Below are 16,234 nucleotides of genomic sequence, written 5' to 3'. Positions count from 1 at the left end.
TCACTGCCAGGCGGATGATCTCAGGGCTGGTCTTGAAGTACTTGAAGGGGGAACGCTTGGTCATCTGGAAAGGCTACGAGAGCCCCCTGCCCGGCTCAAGCAAAGTTCCTCTGACAAGACCAGTTTCAGAATGGATCGCAACGGGGAAACCGGAGAGAGCATGAACAGCAACTCCCCGGACCGAACGATCCGAGTTGTTGCTCCTTCGAATGCTCCCTGCGGAAACGTGTCTTTCCAATGAGTGCTGCCAAACGGAGCAGTCTGCCGCCCCGTTGTCCGGACGGCTATGGCGAAGATAGGCATACGAGGCATCTGATGCAAGCATTTTTGCCTTAAGAAGGTATATTAAAATACTGTTTATAATACCAAAAATCTTATCCGCAGTATCACGCCTCGGCATGTACCGGGCGCATCGCCCTACGCTGCGGAAAGGACTGGACTACCGCGCTGAACCACGCATCAGTGTCTCCACGCCCGACCCGTTCGGGCGCTCCCCGGTACCGGGGCATGGCACTCCGTCCGCCCCAGAACAAGAGGACTCCACCATGACGAAGACCAAACAGACCAAGACCGCGAGGGTGCGCGCGATGCTGCGCCGGCCAAAAGGCGCCATGATCGAGGCGATCTGCAAGGCCACCGGCTGGCAGCCGCATTCGGCCCGGGCCGCTCTGAGCATGCTGCGCAAGGCGGGCGCGGAGATCGAACGGCGTCCGGCTCAGACGGCGGGTGCCGCGGCCACCTATCACCTTGCCGCCGAACCGGAGACGCGGTGATGGCCGCGCCGATCGGGATTGGGGCGCTGGAGGCGATGGACCGCCCGAAGCTTCTCACGCTCTGGCAGGAGTTGTTCGGTGAACCCGCCCCGAAGATGCTGAGCCGGACTTTCCTGCGCCGTTTCATCGCCTTCGAGCTGCAGGCCCGCCGCCACGGCGGGCTGCCCCGGCAGGTGAAGACCGCGCTTGCCAAGGGAGCCGATCAAACCCCGCGAACGGTCAGCCCCGCCCTCAAGCCCGGTGGCCGGTTGCTGCGGGAATGGAACGGGGTGACCCATGTGGTCGATGTCACCGGGGGCGGCTAAAACTGGAAAGGGCAGACCCACCGCTCGCTCTCATCCATCGCCCGCGCCATCACCGGCGCCCACTGGTCCGGGCCGCGGTTCTTCGGGCTGACCGGAAAGGCCGGCTCATGAGCCAGCGCCCGAAGATCCGCTGCGCCATCTACACCCGCAAATCCTCGGACGAAGGTCTCGACCAGGAGTTCAACTCGCTCGACGCCCAGCACGAGGCCTGTGCTGCCTATATCGCCAGCCAGCGCCACGAAGGCTGGAAGCTGCTGCCCGCCCGATACGACGATGGCGGGATCTCCGGCGGCACGCTGGAGCGCCCTGCCCTGCAGCGGCTGATGGAGGAGATCGAGGCCGGGCGCGTCGACATGGTGGTGGTCTACAAGATCGACCGGCTGACCCGGTCGCTGGCGGATTTCGCCCGGCTGGTCGACCGGCTGGAGACCGCGGACTGCTCCTTCGTCTCGGTCACCCAGGCCTTCAACACCTCCTCCTCGATGGGCCGGCTGACGCTCAACGTGCTGCTGTCCTTCGCCCAGTTCGAACGCGAAGTCACCGCCGAGCGCATCCGCGACAAGATCGCCGCCTCCAAGAAGAAGGGCCTCTGGATGGGCGGTGTGCCCCCGATCGGCTACGATCCGCATCCCGATCCCATGCGCCGGGAACTGGTGGTGAACGCCCCCGAGGCCGACGTGGTCCGGCACGTGTTCACCCTCTATGCCAGCCACAAATGGCTGGCCGCCGTCACGCGCGAGGCCCGGGCGTTGGGCCTGCGCTCCAAGCGCCATGTCTTCTCCACCGGCCGGCAACAGGGCGGCAACGCCCTGAGCCGGGGCCAGATCCACAAGATCCTCACCAACCCGATCTATCTCGGCCGGATCCGCCACAAGGACAAGACCTTCCCCGGCCTGCACCCGGCGATCATCGAACGGGATCTCTGGGACCAGGTCCAGGCCCTGCTGCAGGCCGCCAGCGCGCGACGACGGGGCGTCCCGGCCGGTGAACCGACCGGCGATGCTGCCCCTCTCAAAGGCAAGCTTCGGGACGACACCGGCGACCTGCTCACCCCGACCCACACCCGGAAGAACGGCAAGCAGCTGCGTTACTACATCTCCAACCGCCTGGTCTCCGTCGGCCCCGACCCCGCAGGCTGGCGCCTGCCCGCAGAGGCCCTGGAACAGGCGGTTGCCAGGGCCATTTCCGATCACCTCGCGGATCACGCGAAACGGCATTCGGTGCTCGTCGACGCCGATGCAACCTCATCGATCCCGGCCTCCCGGGCGATCGCGGACGTGGCATCCCGGATCTCGGCAAAGGGTTCGTCCCTGGCCGCGCGGCTGATCACCTCCGGCGAGATCGGACATGGCCGACTGGCCCTGGAACTCGACCGCAACGCGTTGGCCCATGCCGCCGCCCTGCCAACAGACGACCTGAACCCGAACCTGCTGAAGATCGACAGACCGTGCACCTGCCGCCGCCGCGGCGCCGAGATGAAGATCGTCGCCGGCACCCGCGCGCCCGCGCCCGATGCCACGATGATCCGGGCGCTGCGCAACGCCCATCGCTGGGCCGTAGCCCTGAAATCCGGCACGCCTCTGACGCGACTCGCCACGGACGAGAAAACCTCCGAACGCTACGCCGCCCGCATCATCGCGCTCTCCGGCCTTTCGCCAAGAATCCAGGCCGCCATCCTCGACGGCACCCAGCCAGCCGAGCTGACCCTGAAGCGGCTCCTCTCCGCCAGCCTGCCGCTGGACTGGCGCGACCAGGAACAGGCTCTCGGCTTCCACACCTGAGCCCTTCCCTGATCACCCGGAACCCTTCCCTGTTCAGCCAGAACCCTTCCCTGTTCCGGTCTGAAAATACCCTGTTCCCCCGCCCAGGGAATTTTTCCACAACGCATTGATATCAATGTTATAATCAGCGACTTCTACGACCGGATTCTCTGCAATTCGCGAAAATACCCTGTAAATCGATCCGAAACAGGGAAACACACTCGAAACCGGACCCCCGTCCTAGGCCACCTGAGACACCCGCCAATCTGACCCGGGACCTGAGCAGAAAAGTGCGTCTCCGACCGCGACCCCACCGCGCAACCGACGGAAATCACGCAGAAATTCTGCACAGTCCGGACATGGGAAATAGAGACGATTGTCGGTGGCGGAGGGGATGGGCCTGACGTCCAACCTTCTCTGCCGAGTAACCCGTTGATTTAAAACATATTTCAGACAACTTCTGGTAGCACCGAGTCAAACTTCAAGCGGTAGCCGCTTCCACATTCTCAGGCAGTTTCGTTTTGCCATCCCCACGCGGTGTGCGCAGCAACCGCAGGCCATTGAGTACAACCAGAACCGTCCCCCCTTCATGGCCGATCACTGCCAAAGGCAAGGGCAGATCGAAGAACAACCCGCCCAGGACAAGCACGGCCATGGCGCCCATGGCAAAGATCAGGTTCTGACGGATGATCGTGGCGGTCCGGCGCGCCAATATATGTGCTTGCGCCAGCTGCTCCATATCTTCTGACAAGAGCGCGACGTCGGCGGCCTGAAGCGCGACTTCCGACCCCGCCGCACCCATTGCGATCCCCACATCGGCCCGCGCGAGCGCTGCCGCGTCATTGACGCCGTCGCCTACAAAAGCGATCCTGCCCTCGGCCGCCAGCGCGCCGATCATGCGAAGCTTGTCTTCGGGGAGCATGTCGGCGTGGATTTCGCCGGGCTGAAAGCCGAGTTCGCGGCCTATGCGCAAGCCGACCGGCCGTCTATCGCCCGTCATCATGAGGATTTTCGTAACGCCGCTTCCGCGAAGTGCCGCAGCGCCGGCCTGGAACTCGGGCGGGTCTGATCCGCAAGGCTGACCGCACCGAGAAGCCGGGCATCCCGGCCAAAATAGATCACCGTCTGGGTATCCTCGGCCAGCACCGCCAGGGGCGCATGGTCGATCTCGGCCCCCCTCCGCGCCGCCATGCGCGGATTGCCGGCCCATAACGTTTCGCCTGCCCTGTCGCCGGTGATACCCTCGCTTGGAAGCGCGACGACATTCTCCACCTCGGCGGGTGTGATCCCGCGATCGGCCGCTTCCTGCCGGATCGCCGCGCCGCTGTGGTGCTCCGAATGGGCTTCGAGGCCGGCCAGAAGGGACAGGAATTCCTCCTCATTACCGTCAAGCGCAACGACCCTGGTGACCGATGCCTTGCCGGTGGTCAGCGTGCCGGTCTTGTCGAAGGCAAAGGTATCGACCGCCGCGAGCGTTTCCAGCGCAGCTCCGCCCTTGAACAGCACGCCCCCGCGGGCCGCCGCCGAGAGGGCCGACAGGATGGCGGCGGGAACTGAGATCACGATGGCGCAGGGGCTTGCCGCGACCAGCAGCACAGCCGCCCGATAGAGCGCCACGTGCCAGTCATTCTCGAGCCACAAGAAGACGGCGAAGGCGAGGACGGCCCCGAGCAGAACCGCAATCGTATACCGCTGGCCGAACCATTCGCTGAAACGCTCGGACGGCGCCTTTTGCGCCTGGGCTTCGGTGACCAGCGTGATCATGCGCGCGACGGTGCTTTCCTCGACGGTTTTCGTGACCGCGACTTCCAGCACACCGTCAAGGTTGACCGTGGCCTCGAAGACCTTGGCGCCCTGCTGCTTGCTGACGGGCATGGATTCGCCCGTGATATTCGCCTCGTCCAGCGCACCACGGCCGGTGGCGACCACCCCGTCGCTGGGTACGCGCGCGCCCGGCCGCAGAACGAAGATGTCGTCGACCTTCAGATCGGCGGCGGGAATTTCCATGACCGTGCCGTCGGGCGCCTTGCGCAAGGCGGTCTCGGGGCGCAGCGCCATCAGGGCCTCGACAGCCCGCCGCGCGCGTCCGAGCGCGCGATCTTCCAGTGTTGTCGAAACGCTGAACAGAGTCAGCAGCACAGCCCCCTCGAAGGGTGCACCAACGGCAGCGGCCGCAATGGCCGCGACAACCATCAGCAGATCGATATCCAGAATGCGGTCGTTCCACAGCGCCGCAAGCGCCCGCCACGCCGCAGGCACTCTCCCGGCCATATACACGAGCAGCAGACCGACCACGGACGCGCCCTGAGCGACACTGTCCCGCAACGGCCAGAGCGCGAGCGCCGCCAGGAGCATCCCGAGAAGCGTAAGGCCGGTCAACACCATCGCACGATCTGCACTGAACAGCTTTTTCACAATATCTACCCGAATTTTGAAACGAGAATGTAAGAGACAGCTATCATGGTCGGTTCTCCGCTTGCCAGTAAACGCCGTCGCACGGTTGCGAAGCCACAAGGACCATCGGTTCATGAGGATGCGTGGCGGCGCATGATGTGACGCGGCGTTTCCCGGATGCGGGGCCGGCAGGCCCACTATGGGAAACAATGGATCGGACATTGAGGCCGCGATCTGCCCCGCAAGATCCTGCTGAGCGACCATGCAACATCGGCAGACGTGGCAATCCGGAAGTACGGCGGTTTTCCGCATCTTCACGCGCGGTCTTGCAGCGATTGACAGGGATAGCTTCCATACGGCTCATCTCCCCTCTGCCGAGGCGAGTGACGCTGGCGTGTCGAAAAAGAGCCCTCCGACTCCCACGCTCCTTGTGTTGCGCTCATCATCGCGCAGGAGGAACAGGGCGTCGAGCCCGCGCCTTCTTGCGAGTGCCGTGCCAACATCAGCGCCGAGCACCATGAGCGCCGTTGCCCAGGCGTCGGCCTCGGCACAGGTGCGGGCGACGACGGTGACAGAGGCCGGCGAAGCGATCAGCGGTGCGCCGCGCGTCGGATCCATCGTGTGCGACAGGCGGCGTCCCTGCACCTCGACCCAGTGGCGGTAATCGCCGGATGTCGCGACGGCCGCGTCTTGCAGCGAGAGGATCGAATGGGGGGTCCGACGCTCCGGGTCCGGCGCTTCGACCGCGATAGTCCAGGCCTGCCCGTCCGGCCGGAGCCCCATCGCGCGCATTTCGCCGTCGATCCCGACGAGGGCGTTCGTGATCCCGTGGTCGCGCAAGGTCTCGGCCAGCCGGTCGACCCCATAGCCCTTGGCGATGCCGTTGAGATCGAGCGCGAGAGGGGCGGATTTGCGCACTTGGTCGCCACAGGTCTCCAGCACCTCATGTGCCGGGCGGCGCAGGGCGGCCATCGCAGCGCGGATGCCATCAGGCGCGGCGGCCTCCGGCCCGAAGCCCCAGGCCGTCACCGCATCGCCCATGCCGATATCGAAAGCCCCGTCCGAGGCGCGCCCGATCTCGAGACCGAGGCGAAGGACCGCGCGCAGACGGTCGGGGGTCGCCACCCATTCGCCTACCGGTGCCGCGTTGAGGCGCATGAGATCGCTGTCGGGCTTCCATGTGGACATCTGCGCGTCCACCTCGTCCACGGCCTCTTGCAACGCACCGTGAACTGCGTTCGTGTCGAAGCCCGGTTCCGCGAAGAACAGCGCCGACCAACGCGTGCCCATGGTCAGGCCATTCAGAGCGTGGCGCACCATTTCAATAGACATCTTCGACATACCGCCCCTGCGCCTTCAGCACCGCAGGCGTGAGCCCGGTCGGCGCGAGGATCTCCGCCAGCGCATCGGCCACGCCCGCGGCCATGTCGCGGCCGCCGCATACCATCACGCGGGCCCCGTCGCGGATGAGTTCCGCGACCTGAGCAGCCTCGCCCCGCAAAGCGTCCTGCACATAATGCGGCCGCGCCCCGCGCGAGACGGCCGTGACCAGCCGGGCCAGACGCCCTTCTTCCCTCCAGGTTGGAATTTCCGCCCCATAGAAAAAGTCGCTATCCGGATGACGCATCCCGAAGAACAGATGGATCGGCCGCCGGGGCGCGTTGCCACGCACGATACCCGCCAGCGGGCCGACACCGGTCCCCGCGCCGATCAGGATCAGCGGCGCGCGGCCCCGCCCGGCCCGGAAGCCCGGGTTGCGGCGGAGGAAGGCGGTCACGGTGTCGCCGGGCTCCAGTGCAGTCAGCTGGGAGGACGCAAGGCCGCCGGGAAGCTTCCTCACCACGATCTCGATGAAGCCGTCGCGCCGGCCCGAGGCAAGCGAGTATAGCCGCGGGACGGCGCTGCCTTCGGGCAGGATGCCGACCAGGTCGCCAGCGGTGAACCGCGCGAAGCCTTCCCCGGTCAGTCGCTGCCAGAGCGTTGCGCGCGGCAGGGCGAAACGCAGGATCGCGGTCGGGGCCTGAACCTCGGCGCCGTAGTCCCGGCGCGACACGAGGGTCAACGTCTCGGTCTTCGGCAGGACGGGCTGGTGCGAGACTTCGAGGGAGACCCCCAGCGCCTCGCCGAGCGCGCGACCCCACCGCGCGAAATCCTGCGGCGACTGGCGGTCGATCGTGTCGAGCGGCATGAGCACGGGCCAGCCCTTCGCCTGCGCCTCCGCCATCACAGCCTTTGCAAAGGCGCAGTAGGCTGGAAAGCTGCGGTCCCCGAAGCCGAGAACGGCCAAAGGAATGTCAGGCGCGCGGTCGAGGGCGCGCAGCCGGTCAAGAAACCCCTTGGCCGAGTCAGGCGCCGCGCCGTCGCCATAGGTCGCGGCGAGCAGGATGATCCGTTCGGCCTTTGCATAGCGTTCAGGGGCGAAGCCCGACATCGGGCCCACATGCACGCTCTGCCCGGCTTCCGTCAGCGCGGCGTGCAACGTCGCGGCAAAGCTCCAGGTGCTGCCGCCCTCGCTGCCGACAAGCAGGATCGTCCCGGCCCGGCCCGCTGGCTGACTGCCCCGGATGCGGGGCCGCCCGCGCCGTCCCGCGAGCCAGACCAGAACGCCGGTTGCCCCCATGGCGGGCACGCCGAGCGCCATCAGCCCGAGCACCAGCCCCAGCGTCGCCGCGCCCTGTCCGGTGTGCAGCATGTAGATGGTTTCCGAGACCCGCTCCCAGCCGGTGAGGTCCGCCCAAGCCAGCAGCGCACCGTTGCCCTGATCGAGATACCCGGTCCCCCGGTCGGTCTTCAGCGTGAAGGCGTCCGTCGCATCGCCGGGGTAGGGATAGCTCAACTCGCGCAGCGCGGCGACGGGCGTCTGCTGCAACGTCGCCATCTGCCCGGCGGCAAACCCCGTGTCGCCGCTCAGCTGGACCGGGAAGGCTGGTGCGGCGCCACCATCGGGGAGAAGATCGAAGGTCGAGGCCGTCATCCACAAGGCTGTGGTGGACGACAGGATGAGGCCGATCACCGCAATCCGCGCAATCTCGACGTGCAGCCGTCCGGCAAGCGGGCCGCGCAGAGGCGCGAACCAGTGCCGCCAGCCGCCCGTCCGCCGCGCGACCAGCGCCGCACCGGAAAGCGACAGGGCCAGCATCGCCAAAGCCCCCGCCGCCATGGCGATGCGGCCGCCATCCCCGAGAAACAGCGAGCGATGCAGGTTGGTGAGCCAGCGAAGGGTCTGGTTCGGATCGGCCGAGGCCACGCCCTCGCCCGTCGCCGGGTCGATCACGGCGGCGCCGGGCGTGCCCTGGTCGAACCAGTAGGCGGTGATGCGGCCCGATGGCGACCGGCGGATCTGCTCGACGCCCGTATGGACCGCCTGGATGCGGTCCGCGAGGGTGGCGACGGTCAGACCGGCCTCCGCCTGCGGCGCGGCGATGCGCTCGGCCGCAGGGAAGACCGACAGCGCCGCGCCGCTCAAGCTCAGGATCGTCACGAGAGCCAGCGCGATAAGCCCTGGCCAGCGATGGAATGCGCGGATCATGGCCGGCCCTTCACATGTCGTATTGGAAACTGGCGACGTAGCGGCGGCCACGCACGGGCGCCCCGGCGCCCGCAGTCGTGAGCGGCACCGCCACCTCGTTCGGGCTGTCGCGCATGTCCTCGACGGACGCGTCGATGTGGAGCGTATAGCCCGCGTCGAACAGCGCGTCGGCCAGATCGAGGGTGATCTCCAGGGTGCGCCCCGCCCCGACGCTGGCGCCGGTGATGCCGTTCACCTGTGCCGGGTCGCCGCCCGTCGCGCGGTACCAGTCGCTCAGATGCTCGTAGTATTTCGATTTGCCGCCGGCCATCCAGAGACTGCCGACATAGGCGCCCGATGGGTCGGTGACGTAGAGCGCGAGATAGGCCCCGTCGCCACCATAGTTGTTGAGGGTCGTGGTGAGCGTCACCGGTCTTGCCATGGCGAGACCGGGAAGCGTCAGCGCCGTGGTGAGCGCCAGCGTTGCGAGTAGCGATTTCATTGGGTTCATCCTTGATCGGGAAGTTGGGTCGAAGCGGCTCAGTTCACCTGAACCGTCGGCGGCGCGCCGTTCCCGAAGAGCCCGTTCTGCGGCGGCTGGGCGGCGCCTGCAGGCGCGGGATTGGGAGCGCCGCCCCGTGCGTCGTCGTCTTCATAATCAATATCGACGATCTGGAGCGTCGCCGGATCGAGCTTCACCTCGATCTCCCGGCCATCGCCATCGCGGCCATCGATCTCGTAGCAGCCATCGTCGATCTCGAAGTCTTGCACGGTCCAGCCGTTCTTCTGGGCCACTTGCAGCGCAGCCTCGCGCGGCTGCCACGTGTCGCGGGGCGCGGTGCAATCGTCGTCGTCGGCCAGCGCGGCGCCGGCAGGCAGCAGTGCGAGAATGGCAAGTGCGGTCAGGGTCTTTTTCATGGCAGGGTCTCCTTTTATCTGCTGAGGACAATCTGGAGAGCCGACCTGAGGACTTCCTGACGGCAGAGCGATTCCCGCTTCAGCTTGCTGTCAGGAAGAAAAAGGCCGGCGCAAAGCCGGCCTTTTCCGATCGTGCAGGAGGTAGGATTCCTTCCCGACGACGCCTGCCGCCGCTGGGCTCAGTTTCCGGAACGCGGTCGGTGCGGATCCCCCACGCCCATCATCGGCATCGGATGTTCGCCGTAGAGCGGACCGGGTTCCAGGCTGATTCCCATCGGTTCAGTAGCCCTGTCCCGCGACGCCATGGCAGTGTGGACGAGAAGCGCCGCCGGATACAGCAACTGGACATCGTTCGTCTCGTGCCAGATCATCCGTTCGGCGAGACGCGCGGTCTCTGAATCCCCCGCTTCTTCTGCCGCAGCGTAGAGATCGATCAGCGCGGTGACCAAGTCCACGTCGCCATCGTAGAGCTGCGACAACTCAGCTTCCAGGCTGTTCCGATCAGGTAACGCCGCTGGTAGTACCGTTCCGGTCGTCGCGGATTCTGCCCAGCCGAGCAAGGGCAGAACCAGCCGCTCCTGCGCTGCATTGTGCGGCGTCATGAGGTCGGCGGCAGCGCGTGCGGCAGCCCCGATTTCGTCGGGCCTTCTGGTGATCCGTTCAAGCTGGCCCTGATTGTCGGCGTGTACCGCGCTCAGTGCATAGGGTGTTTCATTCGGAGCCGCGATCGCAGGCACGGCAAGCGCCGTTATAACGGCGGCGGTGATGAGTTTTGTTTGCATGACAGCCTCTCCTCTACTGATGCAAACACTCTGTCAGCCCCATCTGAGGGCTTCCTGACGGGGCAGCGATTCCCGCTTCAGCTTACCGTCAGGAAGAAAAGGCCCCGCCGGTGAGAGCGGGGCCAGGTCGCGTCGAAAGGAAAATCGGTCAGACGATGTCGCCGGGACCGGGCGCGCGCTTGTCGCCGGCAATCATGGCACGGGCGAGGTTCTCGCGATGCCGGAAGGACGCCAGCACGACGCCGCCGACATGCAACGCCACCAGCGGCAATAACAGATTGGCGAATGCTTCATGCACCTCTCCAAGCGCATCCTCGTCGCTGCCGACCCGGCACTCATCTTGGGGGTGTCGTGCGTGGTCGCCTCAGTCATTGTCGCCTCTGTCGCGATCCCGGCCCCGATCCTTGTCGCGGCGGTCGTCGTCGTCCTCGTCCTCGTCTTCGTATTCCAACTCGATCACCTGGAGCGTCGCCGGGTGGACGGTCACCTCGATCTGGCGCCCCTCGGTATCCCGGCCGTCAATCTCGTAGCAGCCGTCGTCGATCTTGATGCGACGCACCGTCCAGCCGTTCTCTTCGGCGAGCCGGGCGACGGCGTCGCGCGGCTGCCAATCGGCCATCGGCACGAAGCAGTCGTCGTCCGCCCACGCGAAGCCGGCCGGGAAGACCGCGAGAAAGCCGAGAATTGTCAATGTCTTCTTCATGGGTCAAACTCCGCGTGGCACGCCTCTTGATGCACTTCATGCGCGGCGAAGCTGACGGCAGCCTGAAGCGGCGTGCCAAGCAGCTTCAGCTACGTGTCAGCCAGACGGATCATGGAGGGTCATCGGAAAAGGAACGGGACCAGACATGCGCATCCTGCTGATCGAGGACGACACGACTCTTGGCGCCGCAGTGCGCGATCAGATTGCGGCCGATGGCCAGTCGGTGGACTGGGTCACGCGTCTGGACGCGGCGGGCGACGCGCTGCGCGGGGCGTCCTATGACCTGATCCTGCTCGACCTCATGCTGCCGGACGGGCGCGGGATCGGGTTCCTCAAGGCCCTGCGCGCGCGGGGTGATGTGACGCCGGTCATCATCCTGACCGCGCTCGACCAGGTCTCGGACCGGATAGAGGGCCTGAACGCGGGCGCCGACGACTACCTCGTGAAACCCTTCGACCTGTCCGAACTGTCGGCCCGGATCGGCTCGGTCGCTCGGCGCTACAGCGGCAACCCGAACCCGATCATCACGCACGGGCCGCTTGAGATCGACCTGGCCGCGCACAGCATTTATCGCGACGGCAAGTCCGTCCAATTGACGGCGCGGGAATGGGCGCTCTTCGAGGCGTTTCTTTCCCGCCCGGGGCAACTGCTCTCCAAGCCGCAGCTGGAGGATAAGCTCTACGCTTTCGGCGCCGAGGTGGAGAGCAACACCATCGAGGTCCATGTCAGCCGCCTTCGCAAGAAGCTCGGGAGCGCCGTCATCGAGACCGAGCGCGGCATGGGCTACAGGCTGGGCGAGCCGTGAGGTGGCCGCGCAGCCTTCAGGCACGGCTCGGTCTGTCTCTCGGCCTCGTGCTGACGATCCTCTGGTTGCTGGCCGCGACGGTCACGGCGGTAATCGTCAGGGGCGAGTTGGACGAGGTCTTCGACTCCGCCCTGCGCGAGACCGCTGAGCGGATCCTGCCGCTGGCGGTGACCGACATCGTCGGCCGGGAAGATCAGGGTGTGACGCAGCGGCTCGCGCCGATCCGCGAGCACGACGAGTTCTTCACCTATGTGGTCACTGACGCCGAGGGTCGCGTCCTGCTGCAATCCCATGCGGCGGACCCCGCAGTGTTCCCGCCTTACGGCGGGCCGGGGTTTGCGCAGACCGCCACGCATCGCCTCTACAGTGACGCGGTACTTCAGGGCACAATCCGCATCACCGTGGCCGAGCCGCTCGCGCATCGCGCGTCGGTCGCGCGGGAAATCCGGATGGGCCTCGTTCTGCCGCTGCTGGTCGTGCTGCCCGTCGCACTCGCCGCGATCATCCTGGCCGTCCGCTTCAGCCTCGCCCCGCTGCGCCGCTACCGCACACGACTCGAGGCACGCAGCGCCCGCGACCTGTCCGAGATTCCCTCGGGCGAATTGCCGACGGAAATCGGCCCGTTGGCCGCGACCCTGAACAACCTTCTGGAAAGGTTGCGCGAGGCGTTTGAGGCCGAGCGCAGCTTTGCGGCGAACGCGGCCCATGAGCTGCGGACGCCTCTGGCAGGCGCGATTGCGCAGGCGCAGCGGCTCCGGTCGGAGACCCGCGACCGGGCCACCGCCGCGCGCGCCGCCGAGATCGAAGCGACGCTCAAGCGGCTGACGCGGCTTTCCGAACGCCTCATGCAGCTTGCGCGGGCGGAAGGCGGACGACTGCGGACGGACCGAAACACAGATCTCAGACCCGTCGCACGTGTCGTGGTGGATGATCTGGCACGTACGGGTGCGATGGACCGGATCGCGCTGTCCCTGCCGGACACTCCCGTCCTGTCCGATATCGACCCCGATGCCTTCGCCATCCTCTGCCGAAACCTTGTAGAGAACGCCCTGCGCCATGGGGCGGAGACCGCCCCGGTCGAGGTGACCGTGACGCAGGATGGGCAGCTCATCGTGGCGAACGACGGTCCCGTGCTGCCGCGCGACACTCTCGACCGCCTGACGGTGCGTTTCGAGCGGGCAAATACGAGAACCGATGGCAGCGGGCTCGGCCTCGCCATCGTCGCCGCCATCGCGGACCGGATCGGGAGCCAGCTCAATCTGGAGTCACCGCGTCCGGGTAAGTCTTCCGGCTTTCAGGCATCCCTCAGGTTGCCCACAGACTTTTCGGACACCTCTACGCGAAACTCGCTGCGGAGAATGTGACACGTGGTGCGAACCATCAGCAGCTTCGCGCCTGATCACGCATTACAGCGTAGTCGGTCAGCATCTCGGAAACAGCCGAACCGTCGGGCAATGTGTTCAGTTCCTCGGCAGCCGTTGCCTGAAATTCCTGGCTGTACTCGATAACGGGTACACACGTCCGGAACCCGGTCGTCTCAGAACCGACCGTTGCGCAGCCGCTCAGCAAGCTCGTTGCGATCCCGAGGACGGCGAGCCGCAGCCTCCAGCATCCGGCGTTGGATTTCATTGGTCTTCTCCGTGGTTTGAAGGCGTTCGGCGAGGCGTCCCGCTCGCTCCCCGGAGCGCCGAAGCGAAAGCAGGAACAGAAGCACTGCCAGCGCGATGGCACCGTAGCGCAGCGTCGCCCGCATCCACGGGCTCGTGGCGATCCCGGTGAGCAGCCCGGCGATCACCGTCGCCCCCGCTTCCAGTCATCGACGCGGGCATAGATGGTGACCGCGATGCCGCCGAGTGCCACGGCGATGAACATCCAGCGCAGCGTGTCGAGATACGGCACCACCGGCAGGACGGCGGACTGAGTCTCGGCCAGCGCCGGCTGGGCCATCTCCACCCCCGCCGCGCCCAGCGTCGCCACCCCGGCCGCTCCGCCACTTTCCATCGTACGGCTTTCAGCCAGAACCTCGCGCGCGGGTGGCGTGTCCTCGGCGAATGCGGGCGCCCGGACCGGGAAGCGCTCGCCCCACTGCCGTGCGGGCCCAAGGTCGACATGCATGAAGCCCGAGCGCGGGTAGAAGCCGAAACCGAGGAACCCGACCTCCCGCGCCGCCGCCTCGAACGCCACCGGGTCGTGGTTCGCCATGGCGATGTCGAAGGCGGCGCCGTCGAGGTGCTCGGACCGCGTCGCGCCGCCGACGGCCCGGTTGTGCTCGGGGCTGCGGTAAGCCGAACGCACGATCAGCGGCTTGCCCAGCCGGTCGCGCAGTGCCTGCAGCTTGTCGAGCGCGGGCGCGTTGATCAGCAGCTTGCCGGTGCCGCGGCAGGCGATCTCGGCCGGGCTGAAGTTCGGCCAGCGCCAGGCGCTGTCCGTCACGTCACGCCAGTGGCGGTGGAAGGTCGTGGTCATGAGGGTCCTCCAGAAACGAAAAACCCGCCTCAAGGGCGGGTGCGGTTGGGCTGATGGATGGGATGGGGCGCGGCTACGGGCTTCCGCCGAAGATCTTCAGCTTGATGGCGATGCCCGCGAGCAGCGCCAGCATGACGCCGGTGGTGATCATGCGGACGGCCGTCTGCATGGCGGTGCGGCGGACCAACCGGATGCAGTCCACCAGGGAGCGCAGATCGCGGATGTCGAGCGCGGCCTCGTCGCCGTCGAGACCGACATCGGCGAGCGCGCGCTTCGCGCCTTCCTCGGCCGCGCGGGTCAGGATGGCCTCGAACTCGGCGTCGGGCATGCGCACGAAGCCCTCGGATCGGGGTGGGTTCATCGGATCCTCCTTTCGCCGCTCAGCCGATCTTGCAGCCCCAGAAGGACGTGTGATCGGCTGCGAAGTAGCCGTCCGCGACCCGGAAATACCCCTGCAGCTCGACGGTATCGCCTGCCGTCAGCGGCACCATCGTCTGCAGCCAGAGGGCCGTGGCTTCCGAGACATGCGCGCCGCTGATCTCACCATAGGAGCCCCGGATTTCGGTCACGCCGTTCAGCACAAGCCGCCCGCGCATCCGGGTCGAGGTGCTGGAATTGACCTTGTAGAGCAGCGTCGCGCCAAAGAGGTAGGTGCCGTCCACGGGCGCTGTGAACAGGTTGGCCCCGGCATCAAATACGCCTTGGTCATTGTAGTCCGTGTTGTTCAGGCCGATCTTCGTCCAGGCCCCAACGCCCACGTAGTTGTCGTAGTTGGTGTATGCCTTGAACCGCGGCAGCCGGGGCTGATCGACAATGCCGGTGGCGTTGTCGACGCTGAGCCCGTCGAAGAAGGTGCTGCCATCGGCGGAGACCGCGAGGCGGAAGCGGTCGGAGCCGAAGAGTCCGACAATCGCCTTGGTCACGAAGCCGGTCTGCAGCGTCAGGCCAAGATCATCGCCGGCAGCTTCCTTATTCATGGTATAGAACAGATCGCCGGTGCCGCCTTTGGCTGCGGTTTTCGCCGTCCGGACGCATCGCCGCGCTGGTGCTTCCGCGACAATGACCTAAGATCGCCGGCGAGACCTGAGATGAGGACGAAATAGCATTGATAGACCTGTATACTTGGACCACACCCAACGGCCGCAAAGTCTCGATCATGCTCGAAGAGCTTGGCGTGCCCTACACCGCTCATGCCATCGACATCTCGAAAAACGAGCAGTTTGCCCCGGAGTTTCTCAAGATCGCGCCCAACAACCGCATTCCGGCCATCGTGGATCATGAAACAGGTACCAGCATGATGGAGACCGGTGCCATCATGCTTTACCTCGCCGAAAAGCATGAACGTTTCCTTCCGGACGGCGACGAAAAATGGTCGGCTGTCGAGTGGCTCATGTGGCAGATGGGGGGCGTGGGCCCGATGTTCGGCCAGGTCCACCATTTCGTGAAGTTCAACCGCGGCAAGTCGGATTACGCAGAGGAGCGGTACTCCACCGAAGCGAAACGATTGTATGGTGTTCTGAACAAGCGACTGGAGGGTCGGGATTTCATCGCTGGCACCGGGCGCGGCGCATACTCGATCGCCGATATGGCCACGTGGCCGTGGGTCGCACGCTTTGAATGGCAAGAGGTCAACCTGAACGAGTTTCCGAACGTGAAAGACTGGTACGTTCGCATCGCCGAACGTCCGGCCGTGCAGCGTGGGTACCAAATTCCGAAGTACACAACCGAGGTTCCCATGCCCTGAGCTTTGCGGACGAAACGACCGCAAAACCCGCCACCAAACGACCGAGAACTCGCAGATCGTGAAGGACCCGCACCAG

Annotated in this window: 15 protein-coding genes and 3 pseudogenes; 6 read left to right on the top strand and 12 right to left on the bottom strand. The window is 66.0% G+C overall.

The window, feature by feature from the left end; translation table 11 throughout:
* Nucleotides 1–545 precede the first annotated feature (545 nt).
* The 3 genes and pseudogenes from JF290_RS04630 to JF290_RS04620 all read left to right on the top strand — a co-directional run bounded on the left by JF290_RS04630 (nucleotide 546) and on the right by JF290_RS04620 (nucleotide 2,859).
* Nucleotides 546–773, top strand: coding sequence for a DUF3489 domain-containing protein (locus JF290_RS04630; RefSeq protein ID WP_199023585.1), 228 nt, complete (start codon nucleotides 546–548; stop codon nucleotides 771–773).
* Nucleotides 773–1,189: pseudogene (locus tag JF290_RS04625) on the top strand (DUF2924 domain-containing protein). The gene JF290_RS04630 and the pseudogene JF290_RS04625 overlap by 1 nt, the downstream one beginning before the upstream one ends.
* Entirely contained in the window at nucleotides 1,186–2,859 is a 1,674-nt protein-coding gene (locus JF290_RS04620; RefSeq protein WP_199023584.1) for a recombinase family protein, read from the top strand. Before JF290_RS04625 ends, JF290_RS04620 begins: the two are co-directional and overlap by 4 nt.
* A gap of 460 nt (nucleotides 2,860–3,319) precedes the next feature.
* Here the strand turns inward: JF290_RS04620 and JF290_RS04615 are convergent.
* The 8 genes and pseudogenes from JF290_RS04615 to JF290_RS04580 form a co-directional block, all read right to left on the bottom strand.
* Nucleotides 3,320–5,223: pseudogene (locus JF290_RS04615) on the bottom strand (heavy metal translocating P-type ATPase).
* Nucleotides 5,224–5,592: 369 nt separating this feature from the next.
* On the bottom strand, nucleotides 5,593–6,573 hold the full coding sequence (locus JF290_RS04610) for an FAD:protein FMN transferase (RefSeq protein WP_199023583.1): 981 nt from the start codon (nucleotides 6,571–6,573) through the stop codon (nucleotides 5,593–5,595).
* Nucleotides 6,554–8,761 (bottom strand): PepSY domain-containing protein, encoded by a 2,208-nt coding sequence (locus tag JF290_RS04605; RefSeq protein ID WP_199023582.1) that lies wholly within the window; start codon nucleotides 8,759–8,761, stop codon nucleotides 6,554–6,556. Before JF290_RS04605 ends, JF290_RS04610 begins: the two co-directional genes overlap by 20 nt.
* Nucleotides 8,762–8,771: 10 nt before the next feature.
* Nucleotides 8,772–9,242 carry a DUF2271 domain-containing protein gene (locus JF290_RS04600; RefSeq protein WP_199023581.1) on the bottom strand — a complete coding sequence of 157 codons (471 nt, stop codon included), beginning with the start codon at nucleotides 9,240–9,242 and terminating at the stop codon, nucleotides 8,772–8,774.
* 38 nt (nucleotides 9,243–9,280) lie between these two features.
* Nucleotides 9,281–9,658, bottom strand: coding sequence for a PepSY domain-containing protein (locus JF290_RS04595; RefSeq protein ID WP_199023580.1), 378 nt, complete (start codon nucleotides 9,656–9,658; stop codon nucleotides 9,281–9,283).
* Nucleotides 9,659–9,837: 179 nt separating this feature from the next.
* Entirely contained in the window at nucleotides 9,838–10,440 is a 603-nt protein-coding gene (locus tag JF290_RS04590; RefSeq protein ID WP_199023579.1) for a hypothetical protein, read from the bottom strand.
* Nucleotides 10,441–10,588: 148 nt separating this feature from the next.
* Nucleotides 10,589–10,747 (bottom strand): annotated as a pseudogene (locus JF290_RS04585) (cytochrome b/b6 domain-containing protein); the annotation flags it as partial.
* A 57-nt stretch (nucleotides 10,748–10,804) separates the two neighbouring features.
* Nucleotides 10,805–11,143 carry a PepSY domain-containing protein gene (locus tag JF290_RS04580; protein ID WP_199023578.1) on the bottom strand — a complete coding sequence of 113 codons (339 nt, stop codon included), beginning with the start codon at nucleotides 11,141–11,143 and terminating at the stop codon, nucleotides 10,805–10,807.
* 145 nt (nucleotides 11,144–11,288) lie between these two features.
* Between JF290_RS04580 and JF290_RS04575 the strand changes: the two genes are divergently transcribed.
* Together JF290_RS04575 and JF290_RS04570 are read left to right on the top strand one after the other, a co-directional pair.
* Nucleotides 11,289–11,948 (top strand): response regulator transcription factor, encoded by a 660-nt coding sequence (locus JF290_RS04575; protein ID WP_199023577.1) that lies wholly within the window; start codon nucleotides 11,289–11,291, stop codon nucleotides 11,946–11,948.
* Nucleotides 11,945–13,312, top strand: coding sequence for an ATP-binding protein (locus JF290_RS04570; protein WP_199023576.1), 1,368 nt, complete (start codon nucleotides 11,945–11,947; stop codon nucleotides 13,310–13,312). The genes JF290_RS04575 and JF290_RS04570 overlap by 4 nt, the downstream gene beginning before the upstream one ends.
* A 173-nt stretch (nucleotides 13,313–13,485) precedes the next feature.
* On the opposite strand, the gene JF290_RS04565 is transcribed toward JF290_RS04570, so the two are convergent.
* From JF290_RS04565 to JF290_RS19460, 4 genes are all read right to left on the bottom strand, one after another.
* The gene (locus tag JF290_RS04565) at nucleotides 13,486–13,743 is read right to left on the bottom strand and encodes a hypothetical protein (protein WP_199023575.1); all 258 of its coding nucleotides are present in this window, start codon (nucleotides 13,741–13,743) and stop codon (nucleotides 13,486–13,488) included.
* Nucleotides 13,740–14,414: a YcbK family protein gene (locus tag JF290_RS04560; protein WP_199023574.1), complete on the bottom strand. Its 675-nt coding sequence runs from the start codon at nucleotides 14,412–14,414 to the stop codon at nucleotides 13,740–13,742. Before JF290_RS04560 ends, JF290_RS04565 begins: the two co-directional genes overlap by 4 nt.
* Before the next feature lie 73 nt (nucleotides 14,415–14,487).
* Nucleotides 14,488–14,775: a DUF6127 family protein gene (locus JF290_RS04555; protein WP_036708271.1), complete on the bottom strand. Its 288-nt coding sequence runs from the start codon at nucleotides 14,773–14,775 to the stop codon at nucleotides 14,488–14,490.
* A gap of 19 nt (nucleotides 14,776–14,794) precedes the next feature.
* Nucleotides 14,795–15,391: a hypothetical protein gene (locus JF290_RS19460; protein ID WP_233155131.1), complete on the bottom strand. Its 597-nt coding sequence runs from the start codon at nucleotides 15,389–15,391 to the stop codon at nucleotides 14,795–14,797.
* Nucleotides 15,392–15,519: 128 nt separating this feature from the next.
* Here JF290_RS19460 and JF290_RS04545 point away from each other — a divergent pair, with 128 nt between their 5' ends.
* Entirely contained in the window at nucleotides 15,520–16,158 is a 639-nt protein-coding gene (locus JF290_RS04545) for a glutathione S-transferase family protein (protein ID WP_199023573.1), read from the top strand.
* Nucleotides 16,159–16,234: the final 76 nt, after the last annotated feature.

The organism is Sedimentitalea arenosa (assembly GCF_016428585.1).
In the GTDB taxonomy this organism is placed as follows: domain Bacteria; phylum Pseudomonadota; class Alphaproteobacteria; order Rhodobacterales; family Rhodobacteraceae; genus Sedimentitalea; species Sedimentitalea arenosa.
This window is presented reverse-complemented; position numbering and strand designations above follow the sequence as displayed.